Origin of the sequence: Adlercreutzia mucosicola DSM 19490 (genome assembly GCF_000422625.1) — a bacterium.
Lineage (GTDB): Bacteria > Actinomycetota > Coriobacteriia > Coriobacteriales > Eggerthellaceae > Adlercreutzia > Adlercreutzia mucosicola.
Genome location: NZ_KE383895.1, coordinates 147,034 through 163,401 on the forward strand (window position 1 = coordinate 147,034; position 16,368 = coordinate 163,401).

The following is a 16,368-nucleotide window of genomic DNA, read 5'->3' on the forward strand; positions in this document are numbered from 1 at the left end:
TCCATGCTGTCAGAACGACTGTTATCGAAGGTGATGGCGGCCTGCACGACCAACTACCTGAAACTTTCGCCGTGCACTGAGACGCGCATGCCCGCGCCCACGCCGGGGCAGGCTTACATGTTGTACATGCACGTGCCATTCTGCGAGCGTTTGTGCCCGTACTGCTCGTTCAACCGCTTCCCCTTCCGTGAAGATCGGGCGAAACCGTACTTCGAGAATATGCGCCGCGAGATGCGCATGCTGAAGGAGCTGGGCTACGACTTCGATTCCGTGTACATCGGCGGCGGTACGCCCACCATCATGATCGACGAGCTGTGCGAGACCATCGATCAGGCCCGTGACCTGTTCTCTATCCGCGAGGTGTCCAGCGAGACGAACCCGAACCACCTGATCCCCTCTTACCTGGAGAAGCTGAAGGGGCGCGTGCAACGGTTGTCCGTGGGCGTGCAGTCCTTCGACAACGGGCTGCTGAAGCAGATGGACCGCTACGACAAGTACGGCAGCGGCGAAGAGATTCTCGAGCGCATCGCCGAGGCTTCGCCTTACTTCACTTCCATGAATGCCGACATGATCTTCAACTTCCCGGCACAGACGGAAGACATCCTGATCCGCGACATTGAGATGGTGGTGGCCTCGGGTGCGAGCCAAACCACGTTCTATCCGCTTATGGCTTCGCCGGCGGTAGAGCGGTCTTTGGCGGCCACGGTGGGTCCGGTAGATTACAATCGCGAGCAGCGGTTCTACGAGATTATCTGCGATCTGCTGTTGGGCGATTTGCCCGACGGACGTCCGGGGCTGTTCGAACTGGGGAGCGCTTGGACGTTCAACCGTCGCGGCACCGGTGCTGCCGGCGAGGACGCTATGATCGACGAGTACGTGGTGGACTACGAGGAGTACCCGGCCATCGGCTCGGGCGGCATCACCTACCTGGGATCGAACCTGTACGTGAACACGTTCTCGGTGCGCGAGTACAACGAGGCCATCGAAGCGGGCCGCATGTCCATGATGGGTCAGACCACGTTCTCGCTGCGCGATCGGATGCGCTACCGCTTCATGATGCAGCTGTTCGGCCTTCGCCTGGACAAGCGCCAGTTCCTGCGCGATTTCGGCACCACGGTGGAGCGCGGCCTGCCCGCCGAGATGGCTTTCATGCGCGCGTGCGGGGCGTTTGCCACCGACAATGCCGATGAGTTGACGCTGACGCCCAAGGGCCGCTATCTGGTGGTGGTTATGATGAGGCAGTTCTTTATCGGCGTGAACAACCTGCGCGATCAGGCGCGCGCCGCCCTGACCGGCGAGGAGCGCGAACTTATCTTCGGCGACGGCTGCAAGTAGGTTGCGGGGCGGCTCATGACCTACGTTTCCGTTGTCACGCTGGTTGCCTATGGATTGCTGATCGCGGTGTTGGTTGCCGTGGCGGTGAAGGATTGGCGCACGCGCCGCATCCCCAACGGCATGGTGGGCCTGTTGGGACTTCTGTGGGTCGTGTGGCGCTGCGTGCTCGGCTTCGCAGGGAAGCACATGGGGCTGGGTTTTTGGTCCACCCTGCTTTCGCCTGCTCCCGAGGTGCTCGGGCGCATCGGTTTGCCCATCTACGGCGTGTCGTTATCGGGCGGCGTGCTGGGAGCGCTGGTGCTGGGCGGCGGTATGCTGGTGCTGTCGGCTGCTTATGAGCTGGTTACCAAGCGCGAGTCCTTCGGCGGCGGCGATATCAAGCTGATGGCTGTGATCGGCCTGTTCCTTGGCTGGGAAAGAGGACTGGTTTGTCTGCTGGTCGCCTGCGTACTCAGTGTGGGCTATGCTCTTGTCGCTGCAGCCCGAAGCCCCCGCGACGATCAGTCCGAAGGCCCGCGTGATCCCTTCCTCGCTCGCACGATGCCCTTCGCCCCCTTCATAGCCGCCGGCACCGTGGTGGCGTTCCTTTTCTAAGTTGCCCATTTAACGGTCGCGTTCTGAAAAAATCTCTTGCAATAGAAGGGGAGTGCCGTTACAATAAATGCTCGCGTCGAAAGCAATTGCTTTCCGCACCTCTGGTCGGGTAGCTCAGTTGGTAGAGCAACGGACTGAAAATCCGTGCGCCGAGGGTTCAAGTCCCCCTCCGACCACCATAAATGACAGGGTCCCATCCGCGGGGCCCTTTTCTTTTCTCTCGGCGATGCGCGCTGCGCGGAATATCAGAAAATCTCGGAATTCAGAGATTAATGCCTGAATTCCGAGATTTGAGAAACGGTACATGCTGTTTTTGCTCCCCAAGGTGACCGTTTCCGTCCTGTTGGCGACCACTGCCTTTGTCCGCCGGGCCATCACCGAGGAATCTCCTGCTTGCGGGCATTGTGCTGCTCGCCGGCAAGCCCTGCGCCGCAAAGACAGGGGATGGGTGAGAAGGGGAGCTCATGACTCTTGAGCAGGTGAGCAAAGCGAAAGCTCCCGCCGGCACCACCCCGCCGCCCGCTGCTGAGCGCGACCTCGGTGCTCGGTCTGGAGAAGCTCGGCTTTCCGGGTGGCACGCCCAGTGTGGCTGTGGACATATCCGGCGTGAACAACAGCTTCCAGGTGGAGGTCGGCATGGATTCTATCCGGCCGAGCCCTTCCGCGGCGTGATGGAGTACGGCAGCATGGACGACGAGGTGAACGGGTGGTTCGCCTGGAACCCCCGCTTTTGTTTCTCGTCGCTTGTTTTGGCGTGGCATTTTGGCGGAATGTCGACGAGCGGCGCGGGAAAGGGGTGTATGATCAGGGGAGAGACGAGAAGAGGGCCCGTATCACCCGGGCCGATGTGACCCGCGGGGTGCGAAGGGGGGCGTGGCATGACGGTGTTTCATCGCGTTACCGAAGGCAAGCTAGGATCCCACGAGGGTTGCGAGATTGCCGATGAGGTGTCCCAGGAGTTTCTCGACCGCATTCCCGGTGGCTTGTTCCGCTACCGCGCCGACGATGACGGCGGCCTTATCGACTACGTGAGCCGCGATGTGCTGGCATTGTTCGGCTGCGCAACCTACGATGAGTTCTGCGCCATCACGGGCAACATGTTCATCGGCATGGTGCATCCCGACGACCGCGACCGGGTTGCCGATGATATCGCCGCCCAGATCAAGCAGGGCGACACCGATGCAGTTACCTATCGCTTGAACCGTCCCGATGGGCGCGAGGTGTGGGTGGACGATCGCGGCCGCTACGTGGTGGACGGCGACGGGACGGCGTGGTTCTACGTCACCATCATCGACATCACCGACAAGATGGGATACCAGCGCAAACTGGAGCGCGCCGAAGAGCGCGTGGAGCTTCTTACCGTGCTGTCCCGCGACGTCATCTTCGACATCGATTGCCAGGAGCAGGTAGGTGAAGTGTTCGGTGACTTCGACGCGCGCTTCGGCCGCGAGCCGCAATCAACCGATCTGGTGTTGCGGAAGCGCTGCGAGAAGGAATGCTCTCTTGACCTGGAAGTGCACGACATCGATCCTGTGCGCGCTGTAGTGGAGCGCGGCGACTTCATCGATATGGAGACCTCGCTTCCCAACGTGGAGGGGGATCCCATCTGGTGCCGCTATCAGTCGTTCGTGCTGTTCAATGATGCGGGCTGCCCCGTGCGTCATGTGGGGCGGCTGCTGGACACCCACGAGATGGTGATGCGCGAGGCCAATCTGCGAAAGAAGGCCGAGCTGGACGGCTTGACCGGCGTATTCAACCGCGAGGCGGCTATGAACCGCATCGTGCAATTGCTCTCAGGCGAGGATTGCCAAACGGGATGCAGCTTATTTTTGGTGGATGTGGACAATTTCAAGCAGGTGAACGACGGCTTCGGCCATCCCGAGGGCGACCGCGTGCTGCAGGAGATCGCGAGCTTTCTCGGCCGTCACATGCGCAGAGACGACGTGGTGGCGCGCCTCGGCGGCGACGAGTTTGCCATTTTCGCGGCGGGACTGGGACCGGGCCCCGCGCTCGACCGCGTGCTGACTCAGCTTTCGGGGGGCATCTACGCTCGCGGCGGCCGACCCGAAGACATGCCCGCAGGCCTGAATCCGTCCATCACCATCGGAGCGGTGGCCTGCACGCGCAATCCCGTCACTTTCGACGAGCTGTACCAGGTGGCCGACGAGGCTCTGTATGTAGCCAAGCGCGCCGGCAAGAGCCAGGCCACATTGCGCCATCTCGATTAGGGGCTCGCATCAGGCCAGCATTTTTCCCAAAGAAAAACGGGCGCCGCCGTTAAGGGACGCCCGTTTCGCGTGCTTTGGAGAAAGGCTGCCTGCCCTAGGAAACAGTGTAGAAAGCGTATTCGGCCTCGCCTTGGGGGAAGGTGGCCTGCAGCTCGTAGAGGTAGTTCGGCTCGATGGTGAAGGCCACGGCTCCGTCGGCGCTCATGGTGCACGGCACGTTCTCTCCCTCGCCGCTCGGATCCACCTTCACGCCGTCGCCCTGGGCGAGCGGACGGCGTTCGATCTCCACGGAGGTGGGCGATACCGACAGCGCCGCGAAGGCATCGGTGGCCGTGCTGATGCGCGCATCGATCGCGTTCTCGTTCAAGGTGCCGTCAAGATTGAAGGCCGTGCCATCCTGGGCGTTCGTGGTGGTCTGGCCGTCGGCAGTCTGGTATTCCCATTCGAATTCGTAGGCATTCAGTGCGATGGACACTTGGGCGTCGGAGGTCTTGTAATCCAGGTTGCCTGTGGGCACTTCGGCCTGGTCGGGAGCGGCGAACACCTGGTCCACGAGCGCGGCGTACTGCTCGGCATCGGCGGGGCTGCCAACGCTGGTCACCTCGACGGCGGCGATGCCAGGGTACTGGCCGGGATAGCTTTCCAGCATAACGCCGTTGCCCGTGACGGTGACGATGTTGCCGGCTTGCAGGTCGTCGGCTTCGATGGTCTCGCCTTCGAAGGTGATCGTGGCCTCATCGATGTTGGTGGGGATGTAGGGGGTTTGGGTGTCCTGGTCGACGAACAGGATGTCGTCGCCATCGGCGTAGGCCACCATGGCCGTGGTCACGGTGCCGTCGCCCGAGTTGTCGGCGCTGCGACTGGTGTTGGCGTCGCCGGATCCACCCTTCACGGCGCAACCGGCGAGGGCCACCAGACCCAGCGCCAGCACGGCCATAAGGCCGAGGCGCGATACATTCGAAAGATTCATGGCGTCTTCCTTCCATTCGGCATAGCTGAAGTGGGGACATCATAGCCTGGACGCGCGTTGTTGGCGCAATCGGTAGGCAAACCGTTGGGCCGCGCCGACGAGGCCTACAGAGTTTGGGCTTTCGCTACGCAGGCCTGCACCGATTCCATCACGGCGGCGCGGAAGGCACGCGATTCCAGGGCCTTCACGCCCTCGATAGTGGTGCCCCCGGGCGAGCAGACCATGTCCTTCAGATCGCCGGGGTGGCGGCCTGTTTCCAGCACCAGTTGAGCCGAGCCTGCCACGGCGGCCGCGGCGAACTCGTAGGCCTGGGTCCTGGGCATGCCTGCGGCCACGGCACCATCGGCCAGGGCCTCGATGAACATGAACACGAAGGCCGGCGAGCTGCCCGCAACGGCACTGGCCGCATCCATAAGGCGCTCGGGAATAACGATGGCGCGGCCGAAACTGTTCATGAGATCGAGGCAGACCGCCTCGTCGCTAGCGGTGGCACCGGGGCCCGGGCACACGGCGGTGCACCCGGCGTTTACCAGGGCCGGCGTGTTCGGCATGCAGCGAATGAGGCGCATGGTGTCCGAGTCGCGGCCGAACAACTCGGCGATGCGGCTGAGGGTGAGCCCGGCGGCGATACTGATGACGAGGGTGCCGTCGCTGATCACGTCGCGAATCTCATCGATAACCTCGGGGAAGAAAAGGGGCTTCACCGCGAGCACGAGCACATCGGCCTCTTCGGCTACCTGGCGGTTGCTGGCGGTGACGGCGATGCCGAGCTCGGCGGCTTTGGCATCGCGGGTGGCGCTAGTCTTGGCTGAGCCGATGATGTCGCTGGCCGCGAGGGGCGTGGCGGAGCTGCCAAGCACCGTGTTCTCGCGCAGCATCCCGCCGATGATGGCGGTGGCCATGTTCCCTAATCCGATGAAGCCGATTCTCATAAGGGTCCTTTCTTGAGCATCGGCGCGACCAGTTCGTTTTGCGCCGATGGCACCTGTTCCTCTGCTTTGTCTACCAGTATACCTGAAGCGGTCATTTCTAAATATGAGTGATTCACTTTTCATTATCTACCTGGGAAAACAGTTGTGTGTGAATCGTGATAAACAGATGGCTTGCCCCTATTTTCCCACCGTTTTTATTGAACAAGTGTACTGGATTTGGTACAACATCATCCCATCTATTTCTAGCTAATGACTAGACATAGATTTTGACGAGTGAGGCGCTGTTTTCGAGGGAATATCGAGCGCGCCTTCAATGGAAATGGAGTAACTGCGTGAAGAAGATTGTGTTGAAGCGTGGATCGAAGGCGCACGCCCGCGCTCTGGTGGCCGGCTCGCTAGTCCTGACCCTGGCCCTGTCGCCGCTGACGGCGTTCGCCGCGGCGCCGGGCGGCGAGGTTGAGGCCGCATCCGAACTTGCCCCTGCGGTAGAAGCCATGGACAACGATGCTGCCGAGTCCGCGGCCGCAGTCGCCGAGACCACCTCGGTGACGGTGTACTACTGCGAGATGGTGCATTACGACGATCCGTCCTTCGACGACCCCTCGGGCTTCCGCGTGCTGGGCACCGCCACCTTCGACGATGTGAAGGTGGGCGAGGAGATTCGCCCGGAGAACTATCTGCGTGACATTCCCGATTTCGCCTTCTTTGATGGTTGGGCGCACAACAAGATTGCGAGCGTCAACGCCGCGGCCAACACGGTGCAGCTGAACTATTTCCGTGTGAAGAGCCCCACGGTGGTGAACTACTACGCCATCAGCGATGGAGAGGCGGGTTATCCCGAGGAAGACGGGACTGTGATTGCCGAGGTCGACGGCGAGTCGGTGCGCTTCGACAAGATGGGCAGCTATGAGATCGAGAGCCTGCCGGTGGGCACGGCCATCGACACCGAGCTTTTGGCGGTACCGCTGCCCGATCTGGCCTACGTGGATACCGACAAGGCCGAAGTTGTCGTAGACGGCCTGGTGTCCAGCAACGAGGTCAACATGTTCTACACGCCGCTGCCCTCGGCGCTGCCCGACGAGCCTTCCCAGGATGTTCCCGGCACCCAGCCGCCAAGTGCGGCGGGCCCCGATGAGTCGGGCGATCAGGACGCTGGTGGCGGCACGGACGCGGGCAACGGGTCGAGTGCGGAAGTTCCCGCAGACGACGCCGGCGCCGAAGGAACCCCCAGCGCGGAAGGTGCGGGCGAGGAGACGGTTATCCTCGACGATACCGTGCCCATGGCCGCTGGCGACAAGGCTCCGGTGCGCACACTTCCCCAGACCGGCGATGGCCTGCTAGGTCTGATCCTGGGCGCGACTGGCATGGCCGCAGCCGCGGCAGCTGCAGGTGTGGCGGCGATTGCACATCGCCGGCGCAACTAAGCGCGCCGCGACGGCTCTTTCTTGGGGGTCTCCCTTCGGGGAGGCCCTTTTTGCTGTGGTCGGGTATGATGGGCTCTGATGAAATGGCCAGGAAAGGAAGGGGTGCTTCGTGCGGCTGACCGACGAGGGGGCGCGGGCCTACGCCGCCCGCTACGACCGCTGGGCGCGCGCTATCGAGCGCTGCCCGGGCGGGACGCGCCTGCTGCGCGGCGCCAACCACGGGCTAACCCTGGCGTTCTACGGTGCCTACGGGGTGTTGCTGGGGTGGATGGCGCTGGGGACGCCTCTGCGCGCAGTACCGCTGGCGGCGGTGCCCGGCGTGGCTTTCCTGCTGGTCAGCTGGTACCGCCGCCGTACCGACGCACCGCGGCCCTACGAGTGCTGCCCTCTGAATCCGCTCATTGCGCGGGAGGGGAAGGGCCGATCGTTCCCGAGCCGTCATGGGTTCTCGTCGTTCACCATTGCCACCTGCTGGTTTGCGGCCAGCGCGCCCGTGGCGGTGGGGCTGCTGGTTGCCGCGGCGGCCTTGGGGGCCTGTCGCGTGCTGGGAGGCGTGCACTTTCCCCGCGACATCGTCGCCGGCGCCGCGTTGGGTGTGGCCACAGGCGCTCTGGCATGCGCGATGGCCTTGGCGATGTAGAGGACGTGGGCGCCCCGGCATGGGGGCCTTTCCCGCCGAGGCCCTGGCGGCCGGTGCGGACGGAGGCGGCTGCAGTCTTTCTCGCTATTGTTCCGTCCAGATGAAGGGCGTGCTGCCCGCGCCGATCTCGAAGTGACATTGGGCGATGCCGAGGTCCATCTGGGTGAAAGCGCCGCGCTTGGTGGCGGCCCGCACCACGGGCAGGCCGTCTTGCTCTCCCGCCAGTGCGAACGAGAACTTCTGCTGGTTTAGGGCGGTCGGTGCGAGCAGGGCCGCGTCTACGCCTCGCTGGAACCAGTCGGGAGCGCTGTCGTAGCCGGGGCACACGTCCTGGGGTGCTTTCGACTTGTGGGGCACGCCCGCAGTGGTGCCGTAACCGAGGGCCACCACGGCGGATAGCTTCTGTCCCAGGTCCACATTGTAGGCGCGGTTCACCACCTTATAGGTGCCCCCGACCCAGCAGCTGTTCAGGCCCAGCGATTGGGCCAGCAGTACGAGCTTCTCCCCGTAGTAGCCCAGGATGCCGTCCAGCTCGCGGCACTCGGGGCCGATCAGCGCCAGGTAGTTTTGCGCCCCCTTGAAGTTGACGAGCTTCGCCTTGAACCCCGAGAACGCCCGCGGTTCGTCCAGGGCCAGCTGGATATTCAGGTTTGCCTCCTCGTTCACTGCGGCAATGGCAGCCCGCAGGGGTTCCACGACGTCGGCGCCCAGCGGATCGTCGGTATAACTGCGCACTGAATGCCGCGCCTCGATAGCCTCCGTCGGCGTGAGCTGCCCCGCCCACCAAAGGTCGACTCCGCGTCCGTCTTCACTCAGCATCCCGACGCCCATAGCTCACCCTTTCAACGGTTTTTCCGCAGGATAGCACAATCACAACTGGCGGCGCGGTGGCCTTCGAGAAGAGCTGACGGCAGGAGCATGCGGCTGCACTCCCTGCAGGTGATGAGATAGTACGCGCCCAAAAGCGCGGCGGTAACCCCCACGACTCCCGCCACAATGAGGGGAAACTGCGCGCTGCCCAGCACGGAGGCCACAAACGCCACCAGGGCCAGGCCGAAGATGTCGTGGACGAGCGCAAAGACCAGCGGCGCCGCGAAGAAGGTGCCGACCTGGGACCGGATGCTCTTCCGCATCGCGGGCGCATCGCATCCCAAATTCCCGAGCAGTTGGTAGGCCTTCCGGTCGTCGGCGGCGCCGGCAAGTTGCTGCAGGGCCAACACGGCGGCGGCCGCGATCAGGAACGTGCTCCCGTAGAAGATGCCGACGTAGCCGATGGGGGCCAGCGTCAGATCGCTCAGCCGCCCGGATCCGTCCCGCATGCCGACGCTGAACGCGAGCCCGGCGACCATCATGCAGACTGCCACGGCTATGAGTGCGCAGGTGCATGCCATCGCGTTCGCGTTGAGGGACATGCGGGCCTGCAGCTGACGCAGGTCGAAGAGGCGCAGGCCCGATAGAAGCCGCTCGGGCCGACGGTACGCGCGGGCCGGCCGCCTGATGGCCCAAACCCGGAAGAGCATGCCGGTGGCCAGCACGGCGGCGACCCCCATGGGCAGAATCCACACGATGAACTGCGTCGGCTGGAACAGGCAGGAGCCCCAGACGACAGCAAGCAGGATTGCCGCCAGCGATGTCTGGAGGCCCAAGGAAAGCCGCGCGGCCCCCTTCGGATGTTCGGGCGCGCTGTCGGCATCCAGCAGTTCGACCAGCGAATGCTTGCGCAGGCTCCGAACCTCCAAGGCAAGGGCGAGCGCCATAATGCCGGCGAAGCATGTCGCAGTCCAGAGGGCGGCGTCGGCCGAGAAGACGAGCAGGGGCTGCCAGGCGGCATCGAAGACGAATGCAGCGATGGCGCCGAAGAGGGGAGAGGCGAGCACTCCGGCAAGCACGCCGACCCCAAGTGCGACCACAGCGGCGGCGCATCCCTCGTAGACCAGGATGCGAGCCATGGTCGCCGGCTCCATTCCCATGATCCCGTAGGTGGCGAACTCTCGGGAACGCCGCCGCAGGATGAAGCGGTTGGCGTAGGTTACCAAAAAGGCGAAAACAAGCGCCGAGAACACCGAGAACGCCTGGGTGACCATTGAGGCGGACCCGTAGATGTCGCGCTGGTCGGCGGTGAGGTCGAGGGACAGGAGGTAGTCGCCCGAAGCCGTGAAGGAGTACAGCAGGCAGGCCGCGAAGGCCAGCGTGGCGAAGTATACCGAGTAGTCGTGCGCCGAGCGCAGCACATTGCGCATGGCAAGCTTCAAGATCATGGGCGGCTCCAATCCAAGGGTGGAACCAGCCTAAGGGAGGGGGCTTCCTCCCGCCATCGATTCGCCTTACGCGCGCCTAACGATTTTGCAAGGTTCCCCGACAGTCCTTCGGCGGGGAAGTGAAGTGCTCAGCCCTCCCGTCGCTCGGCGCGGACGGCATCCACCGTGCCTGAGGCCGTCATCTCCTCGGCGAACCGCCGGGCGCTTCCGTCGGCGCCGTGGTAGTAGATGTTCACGGTGGTGGACACGGGCGATCTCTCTTCCGTCGATTGCGCACAGCCGGCTGAAAACACGAGCGCCGCCCGCAGGGGACGGCGCTCGACTTGCTTCTCTGGAGCGGGCGACGGGACTCGAACCCGCGAATACAAGCTTGGGAAGCTCCTACGCTTCTTGGCTCGTTCGACTCCGAATTAGCCGTCTGACCTCGTTCCTTTAAACTTGCTGTTCTCAATTCTACCAAACGTACTGGACGAAATACTGGAAAAACGCGAAGGTTTTCACGTGAGTATCAATCGTCCCCTTGATGCACGAAAGCCGCCCGCGAAGGCGACTTTCGACTAGAAACCTATGGAGCGGGCGACGGGAATCGAACCCGCGTGGTCAGCTTGGGAAGCTGAAATTCTACCATTGAATCACGCCCGCAGTGGGAAAACATTATACTCTAACCTCCTTGAAACCCTCGGTCATTTCAGCAAATCATCATGAGCGACGCCTAGGCGGCGGCTCGAAGGAAGCTCATGTAGCGCTTGCCGATCCCTATGCCCGTGTTGGGCACGTAGGCTGCATAGAGGTCGAGTGTGTAGGCGGAGCTCGCATGCCCCATCAGCACCGCCACCGTCTTGATGTTCTCCCCGTTGGCGAGGTTCAAGGTGGCGAAGGTGTGGCGCAGGGCATAGGGACGCACGCCCTCGAAGCCCGCATCTGACGCGAACCTCAGCCAATCGCGGTACCAGGACTGGTAGGTCCGGGGAATCATCTCGGGTCCGCAGACGAGCATGCTCATGGAGGGCTTCAGGCCCTGCTCCTTCGCCGCCTCCGACTTGAGTTCGATCCATGCCCGCGCGGTATCGGCTGTGTAGTCGTCCACGGGGACCGACCGGCGACCGGCATCTGACTTGGGGTAGTCCTTGATGGTCTTCCCGTCGCGGTCGAGCGCGCCCGTGATGCTGATGATGGTCTCGTTGCCGTCGAAGACGATGTTTCCCGCACGGATGGCAAGCATCTCCTCCGGCCTCATGCCGGTGTTGAGGAGGAGCAGGAGCGTGACCTTCAGATAGCACAGCGGCAGCTTCTCCACCTCCTGCAGGAACCTCGCGGCATCGTCCGCCATCAGCGGGTCGATGAGCGGCTTGCTCTTCTTGAACACGCGGGTGAGGAACTTCGCCTTGGCGACGTTCTTCGGGATGTCCTCCTTCTCGTGGGCGTAGTTCATGACCTCGCGGATGAACTTGAGCACTTTGGACTGCATGTCGGGGCCCGCGATGCGCACGGGCTTGAAGGGCTTGGCCAGCGTCCCGTGCTTCTTCGCCCACCGGGCGGTCTTGCGGTTCGCCTCCCAGGCGGCCTGGCGCTCAAGCGCCCACCTCTCGGAAAGCTCAGGCACCTTCAGCAGGCACTCCTCCACGTCCTCGGCGGTCACCTCGCAGATGGGGATCGCGCCTATGGCGGCATCGACGTATTGCAGATAGCGGCGCTCGTTCGCTATGGTCTCTTTGCTGACCGAGCCGTTGCTCCTGATGTCGATGTAGCGCTCGGCGTAGCTTCCGATCGGGGTCGTGCAGCGCCCGGGCTCGCTCTTCCCGCCGCCCTGGCGCACCCAGCCGCGCTCTTCGAGCCTGCGCTCAAGCTCCGCGTTCTTCTCGTCCTCGAAGGCATCGACCTGGGATTTGAGGTCGTCCTTCTTGTTCAGCGCGAATGCGGTTCTCGTGAGCTTCTTCTTGCCGTCGAAGTACACGCGGTACTCGCTCGGCACGCGGATGGTCAGCTCGTAGGCCGTGGTGCGCGAGTCCTTGCGCCTGCGGCGCGGGAGCCCCTTTCTCTTGCGGGCCTCGTCGATGTCATAGGGCTTGTCGCATCGCAGCTTCTTCATTTGCATCGCCTTCCTTCTCGCGGCGATCCTTGTAGAGGTAGTTGAGCAGCCCCAGCTTCGGCACGAGCCAGCGGATGCCGATGCGGCATCCCTGCATCTCCCCGCGACCGAGGAGCTTTCGTATCTCCTGGCTCGTGGTGCCCGTGAAGGCGGCCACGTGGTCGGGCGTCATCATGTAGGGGTAGTCCTCCAACATGAAAAGGTACAACCCGTCCGGGTCGGCCGCCGTAAGGCGCGCTTCGTCTATCTCCGTCTCGCCATAGGTTTCCTTCATAGTCGCCTCCTCTCGAATGTGAGGCGGCCAGCGTCGCTGGCCGCGATGATGCGGTGTTTTGATAAACGCCACAACGATGCGAAAGCCCCGAACGCATGCTTGCGCAGAGCGTGCAGTTGTGACGCAGCTCGAAATGAGCGCTCAATGTAGTTATCAAGGTCCGGTGGAGCTCCGTGCGTTTCTCCTGTTGCTGATAACGACATGAAGCACCCTGGATAACTTATCTTCCCGCTGCAAAGAATTGAGTCGATTGGTCTCATTACGGGAACAGCGGTTCCCGATACGAGCGTCACCGAAGAGACGACGCCTCCCAGAGAGGCACGCGATTGCTCTCTTGCAATGCTGCCCGCTGCGGAAAACCCGGAAAGGACGCTTCCGATACCCGAGTGTCTTAGCTTTGTCGTATTCGGCGAGTAAGGGCTTTCAGCCTTAACGATCGTTCAGAAAGCCTTGGCTAAACCTTATCTTTCCCCATCCTGATTCTTATATTTGGCCCGCTCAGCGTTGTTAAGACGATTCCCCTTTCTATCCTAGGCCTACGGTCGAGACCCTTGGCGAACTCAGATGCAAGGGGACTAGCAAGGATGTGACTAAACTTGGCAGCAAGAAGATATGCGACGGCGTACGGTAGAGGGCGGACGAGGTATCGCGCTGGCCGCTCCCGCAGGAGTGCGGCGAAGCTGTGCGCCATCGTTCTTCTGCTCGGTGCATTGCTCTCAGCTGTTTCCGGCGTGCTCCTCTCTGCTTCCAGCGCCAACACCATCCCTTTGGCATCGCAAGCGTTCGACGTAAGAGAGGCGCGGGACAACGCCGGCGGCCTCTATTGCTCAGGCCAAGGAGATAGCCCCCCGAAAACCGTTGAAGCGAAGGAAGTATTTCTGGTTGACGCAGAGTCGGGTCGTACAGTTTTCGAGAGAGACAGCGACAAGAAGATTGCCCCTGCGAGTACAGCAAAAATGGCGACGGCATTAACGACCATCGACCTTTTGCCTCTCGACAAAGAAGTTGAGGTGGGAAAGGAGATTGGCCTTATCAACGAGGAGTCGTCGCGGGCATGGCTGGAAAGAGGGGATGTTCTCACGGTTCGCCAGCTCCTTATCGCGCTCATGCTTCCTTCGGGAAACGACGCTGCTTACACTCTCGCCGTCCATGCGGGCAGAGCCGCGGCGGGCAACAACGATCTGCCTATGCAAGATGCAATACGGGAGTTCATGGAATGCGTGAATGCGAAGGCGCTTGCGTTGGGGGCGGAAAGCTCGCACTTCGTTGTTCCTGACGGCTTCGACGCCGAAGGACAGTACACCACTGCCGTCGATTTGGCCATTTTGGCAAAGGCGTGCCTCGAAGATCCGACACTGGCCGAAATCGTGAGCACGCCTGTCTCTCACGAACAATGGCCCAGCGGGGAGGAAGCGACTTTCCGCAACACCAATCAGCTCATTGACCCGGATAGCCCGTACTACTTCCCGGGCGCTATAGGAATAAAGACGGGAAGCACAACGCTCGCGGGGGCATGCCTTGTGTCCGCCGCTGAAATCGAAGGGCGTATTTACATAGGCGTGGTTATGGGTTCGAGCGATGAGTCGAGATTCCAGGACGCCATCAACTTGTACGAATCCATCCCTGGCTAGCACGAAAGGAAACCCATGAAAACGCGTAGCGGTCTTGTTATGTATGGCGGCCTACCCGATGAAGCCGAGGCGTTCGAGCGAGCCTTCAGCAATGAGCGTCTACCTATTCGCTTCGTAGAAGACGAGTTCGCGCCGGATTTGGCATGTTTCGCGAAAGACTTTGCGATCGTGAGCGTGAGCCATAGGGCCAATATCGGAAAGATGGAGCTCTCGGCGCTCAAGGCGGCTGGCGTGGAATGCGTCATCACGCGCAGCGTAGGTACGGATCATATCGACATCCAGGAAGCGCGCCGGCTGAAGATATCCATCAAGACTTCCCCCTATTCTCCCGGCAGCGTCGCAGACTTCACCCTCATGCTGATGCTCATGGTCCTCCGGGGAGTTAAAGCGGGATTCCGCAACGCTCGCGAGACCTCGCAGGGGTCAGCTGTGTGCGGCAAGGAGCTCGGCGATATGACTGTCGGCGTGATTGGCCCAGGTCGAATAGGAAATGCCGTTTTGAAAAGACTCGAAGGCTTCGGCTGCTCTGTTCTGATATGCGATCGCGAGCAATCCAGCACCTCCGTTTCGCTCGAAGAATTGCTCGCTTCAAGTGATGTGGTCACGCTTCATGTTCCCCTCACGGCAGAGACCCATCACTTGATCGGTCGCAAGGAAATAGACGCGATGAAACCCGGAGCGATTCTCGTCAACACGGGGCGCGGCGCACTCGTGGAAGCGGAGGCGCTTGTGGATGCGATAAAGGAAAGACGACTCGGAGGAGCTGCCCTTGATGTGGTGGAGGGAGAAAACGATGACCCGTCCCAAAACAAGGAGATGCTGAGACATTTGGAGACATTGTGCGCGATGCCTAATGTCGTGATCACTCCCCATGTTGCCTACTTCACGGATCACGCAATGGAGGACATGGCGAGAAGCGCCCTAAGGGAATGTCGAGAGCATGGGAAAGAAGGAGGAAGAGATGAGTAAGCTCAGGGTTTTGATACTGTTCGGAGGATGCTCTGATGAGCACGATGTGTCGGTCAAGTCTGCAATGAACGTGGCAAAGAACATTGATACGGAGAAATACGAGCCGTTCTATGTTGGGACAACGAGAGACGGGGCATGGAAGCTTTGCGAGCGGCCTTGTCTAGGTTGGGAGGAGCAGCGCTTGAGGGCTGTTGCCCTCTCGCCGGATAAGCATACACGCGGCTTGCTGATTGCCGATAGGCGACAATGCATCATACAAAACATAGATGTCGCGTTTCCTGTCATGCACGGCAGATACGGCGAGGACGGCGCCGTTCAGGGCTTGTTCGAACTGGCCGGGATTCCCTATGTCGGTTGCGGCATCGCCTCATCAGCGATTTGCCTGGATAAGGCCCTCACCTATGCAGTTGCTTCGGAAGCAGGAGTTGCGGTGCCGGAGCATGTGATCTGTGGTGTCGAAAGCCCCGCGGCTCCAATGGATTTGCCCGTATTCGTTAAGCCGGCACGATCGGGATCATCTTTCGGGGTAAGCAAGGTCGAGCAGGATGGTGACTTCCAAAAAGCCGTAGAAGCTGCCGCAGCCTTCGACGAAAAAGTTCTCGTGGAAAGGGAAGTTCGCGGGAGTGAGGTTGGCTGCGCAGTGTTGGGCACAGGCTCTGATCTGGTCGTAGGAGAGCTCGATCAGATAGTTCTCAGTCACGGGTTCTTTCGCATCCATCAAGAGAGCGACCCCGAGAGCGGGTCTGAAAACTCGGAGATCAGAGTTCCCGCAGAAATTGCACCGGAGGACCATGACCGCGTGATAGAGGTCGCAACAAGCACGTTTCGTGCGCTCGGCTGTCAGGGCTTGGCGCGTGTGGACATGTTTCTCTGCGATGGCGGACGCGTTGTCCTCAACGAGGTGAACACCATGCCCGGCCTCACATCATACAGTCGCTATCCGCGCATGATGGAGGCGGCAGGCGTGTCGCTAGCCAATCTGATCGATTGCCTCATCAATTTGGCGCTAAAACGGGGTGCATGA

14 protein-coding genes and 2 tRNA genes are annotated in these 16,368 nt (G+C 61.7%); 9 read left to right on the forward strand and 7 right to left on the reverse strand.

The features are described 5' to 3' along the window. The first annotated feature begins 3 nt into the window (after nucleotides 1-3). From G503_RS0111620 to G503_RS0111635, 4 genes are all read left to right on the forward strand, one after another. The gene (locus tag G503_RS0111620) at nucleotides 4-1,335 is read left to right on the forward strand and encodes a coproporphyrinogen III oxidase family protein (RefSeq protein WP_028027699.1); all 1,332 of its coding nucleotides are present in this window, start codon (nucleotides 4-6) and stop codon (nucleotides 1,333-1,335) included. Between the two features lie 15 nt (nucleotides 1,336-1,350). Next, a complete protein-coding gene (locus tag G503_RS15775) occupies nucleotides 1,351-1,929 on the forward strand; it encodes a prepilin peptidase (RefSeq protein ID WP_028027700.1) in 579 nt (192 codons plus the stop codon). A 103-nt stretch (nucleotides 1,930-2,032) separates the two neighbouring features. Next, a tRNA-Phe gene (locus G503_RS0111630) sits at nucleotides 2,033-2,108 on the forward strand. A gap of 699 nt (nucleotides 2,109-2,807) precedes the next feature. After that, on the forward strand, nucleotides 2,808-4,157 hold the full coding sequence (locus G503_RS0111635; RefSeq protein WP_028027701.1) for a sensor domain-containing diguanylate cyclase: 1,350 nt from the start codon (nucleotides 2,808-2,810) through the stop codon (nucleotides 4,155-4,157). Nucleotides 4,158-4,251: 94 nt separating this feature from the next. Here the strand turns inward: G503_RS0111635 and G503_RS0111640 are convergent, their stop codons facing one another. Together G503_RS0111640 and proC are read right to left on the reverse strand one after the other, a co-directional pair. Next, nucleotides 4,252-5,127, reverse strand: a complete 876-nt coding sequence (locus G503_RS0111640; RefSeq protein ID WP_028027702.1) for a hypothetical protein — start codon at nucleotides 5,125-5,127, stop codon at nucleotides 4,252-4,254. A gap of 104 nt (nucleotides 5,128-5,231) precedes the next feature. Continuing rightward, the gene (gene proC, locus G503_RS0111645; RefSeq protein ID WP_028027703.1) at nucleotides 5,232-6,059 is read right to left on the reverse strand and encodes a pyrroline-5-carboxylate reductase; all 828 of its coding nucleotides are present in this window, start codon (nucleotides 6,057-6,059) and stop codon (nucleotides 5,232-5,234) included. A 332-nt stretch (nucleotides 6,060-6,391) separates the two neighbouring features. On the opposite strand from proC, the gene G503_RS0111650 reads away from it, so the two are divergent. Next, nucleotides 6,392-7,483: a hypothetical protein gene (locus G503_RS0111650; protein ID WP_028027704.1), complete on the forward strand. Its 1,092-nt coding sequence runs from the start codon at nucleotides 6,392-6,394 to the stop codon at nucleotides 7,481-7,483. Nucleotides 7,484-7,592: 109 nt separating this feature from the next. After that, the gene (locus G503_RS15055) at nucleotides 7,593-8,123 is read left to right on the forward strand and encodes a phosphatase PAP2 family protein (protein ID WP_051191207.1); all 531 of its coding nucleotides are present in this window, start codon (nucleotides 7,593-7,595) and stop codon (nucleotides 8,121-8,123) included. Nucleotides 8,124-8,207: 84 nt separating this feature from the next. Here G503_RS15055 and G503_RS0111660 read toward each other — a convergent pair whose 3' ends face one another. The 5 genes from G503_RS0111660 to G503_RS0111685 all read right to left on the reverse strand — a co-directional run bounded on the left by G503_RS0111660 (nucleotide 8,208) and on the right by G503_RS0111685 (nucleotide 12,744). Continuing rightward, nucleotides 8,208-8,954: a nitroreductase family protein gene (locus tag G503_RS0111660; protein WP_202805181.1), complete on the reverse strand. Its 747-nt coding sequence runs from the start codon at nucleotides 8,952-8,954 to the stop codon at nucleotides 8,208-8,210. 11 nt (nucleotides 8,955-8,965) lie between these two features. After that, nucleotides 8,966-10,381, reverse strand: a complete 1,416-nt coding sequence (locus G503_RS15060) for an FtsX-like permease family protein (RefSeq protein WP_084636663.1) — start codon at nucleotides 10,379-10,381, stop codon at nucleotides 8,966-8,968. A 568-nt stretch (nucleotides 10,382-10,949) separates the two neighbouring features. Next, nucleotides 10,950-11,023: transfer RNA gene (locus G503_RS0111675), tRNA-Gly, on the reverse strand. A gap of 70 nt (nucleotides 11,024-11,093) precedes the next feature. After that, nucleotides 11,094-12,470 carry a tyrosine-type recombinase/integrase gene (locus tag G503_RS0111680; protein ID WP_028027706.1) on the reverse strand — a complete coding sequence of 459 codons (1,377 nt, stop codon included), beginning with the start codon at nucleotides 12,468-12,470 and terminating at the stop codon, nucleotides 11,094-11,096. Next, on the reverse strand, nucleotides 12,439-12,744 hold the full coding sequence (locus tag G503_RS0111685; protein WP_028027707.1) for a MerR family transcriptional regulator: 306 nt from the start codon (nucleotides 12,742-12,744) through the stop codon (nucleotides 12,439-12,441). Before G503_RS0111685 ends, G503_RS0111680 begins: the two co-directional genes overlap by 32 nt. A gap of 596 nt (nucleotides 12,745-13,340) precedes the next feature. Between G503_RS0111685 and G503_RS15065 the strand changes: the two genes are divergently transcribed. The 3 genes from G503_RS15065 to G503_RS0111700 are packed head-to-tail and all read left to right on the forward strand — an operon-like array spanning nucleotide 13,341 to nucleotide 16,368. Next, nucleotides 13,341-14,375 (forward strand): D-alanyl-D-alanine carboxypeptidase family protein, encoded by a 1,035-nt coding sequence (locus G503_RS15065; protein WP_084636592.1) that lies wholly within the window; start codon nucleotides 13,341-13,343, stop codon nucleotides 14,373-14,375. 15 nt (nucleotides 14,376-14,390) lie between these two features. Continuing rightward, nucleotides 14,391-15,344, forward strand: coding sequence for an NAD(P)-dependent oxidoreductase (locus G503_RS15070; protein ID WP_051191212.1), 954 nt, complete (start codon nucleotides 14,391-14,393; stop codon nucleotides 15,342-15,344). Next, nucleotides 15,337-16,368 carry a D-alanine--D-alanine ligase family protein gene (locus G503_RS0111700; RefSeq protein ID WP_028027708.1) on the forward strand — a complete coding sequence of 344 codons (1,032 nt, stop codon included), beginning with the start codon at nucleotides 15,337-15,339 and terminating at the stop codon, nucleotides 16,366-16,368. The genes G503_RS15070 and G503_RS0111700 overlap by 8 nt, the downstream gene beginning before the upstream one ends.

Excerpts from the sequence above, each read along its gene's own strand:
- G503_RS0111620 (WP_028027699.1), top strand. The coding sequence starts at position 4 with ATGCTGTCAGAACGACTGTTATCGAAGGTGATGGCGGCCTGCACGACC.
- G503_RS15775 (WP_028027700.1), top strand. The coding sequence starts at position 1,351 with ATGACCTACGTTTCCGTTGTCACGCTGGTTGCCTATGGATTGCTGATC.
- G503_RS0111635 (WP_028027701.1), top strand. The coding sequence starts at position 2,808 with ATGACGGTGTTTCATCGCGTTACCGAAGGCAAGCTAGGATCCCACGAG.
- G503_RS0111640 (WP_028027702.1), bottom strand. The coding sequence starts at position 5,127 with ATGAATCTTTCGAATGTATCGCGCCTCGGCCTTATGGCCGTGCTGGCG.
- proC (WP_028027703.1), bottom strand. The coding sequence starts at position 6,059 with ATGAGAATCGGCTTCATCGGATTAGGGAACATGGCCACCGCCATCATC.
- G503_RS0111660 (WP_202805181.1), bottom strand. The coding sequence starts at position 8,954 with ATGGGCGTCGGGATGCTGAGTGAAGACGGACGCGGAGTCGACCTTTGG.
- G503_RS15060 (WP_084636663.1), bottom strand. The coding sequence starts at position 10,381 with ATGATCTTGAAGCTTGCCATGCGCAATGTGCTGCGCTCGGCGCACGAC.
- G503_RS0111680 (WP_028027706.1), bottom strand. The coding sequence starts at position 12,470 with ATGAAGAAGCTGCGATGCGACAAGCCCTATGACATCGACGAGGCCCGC.
- G503_RS0111685 (WP_028027707.1), bottom strand. The coding sequence starts at position 12,744 with ATGAAGGAAACCTATGGCGAGACGGAGATAGACGAAGCGCGCCTTACG.
- G503_RS15070 (WP_051191212.1), top strand. The coding sequence starts at position 14,391 with ATGAAAACGCGTAGCGGTCTTGTTATGTATGGCGGCCTACCCGATGAA.
- G503_RS0111700 (WP_028027708.1), top strand. The coding sequence starts at position 15,337 with ATGAGTAAGCTCAGGGTTTTGATACTGTTCGGAGGATGCTCTGATGAG.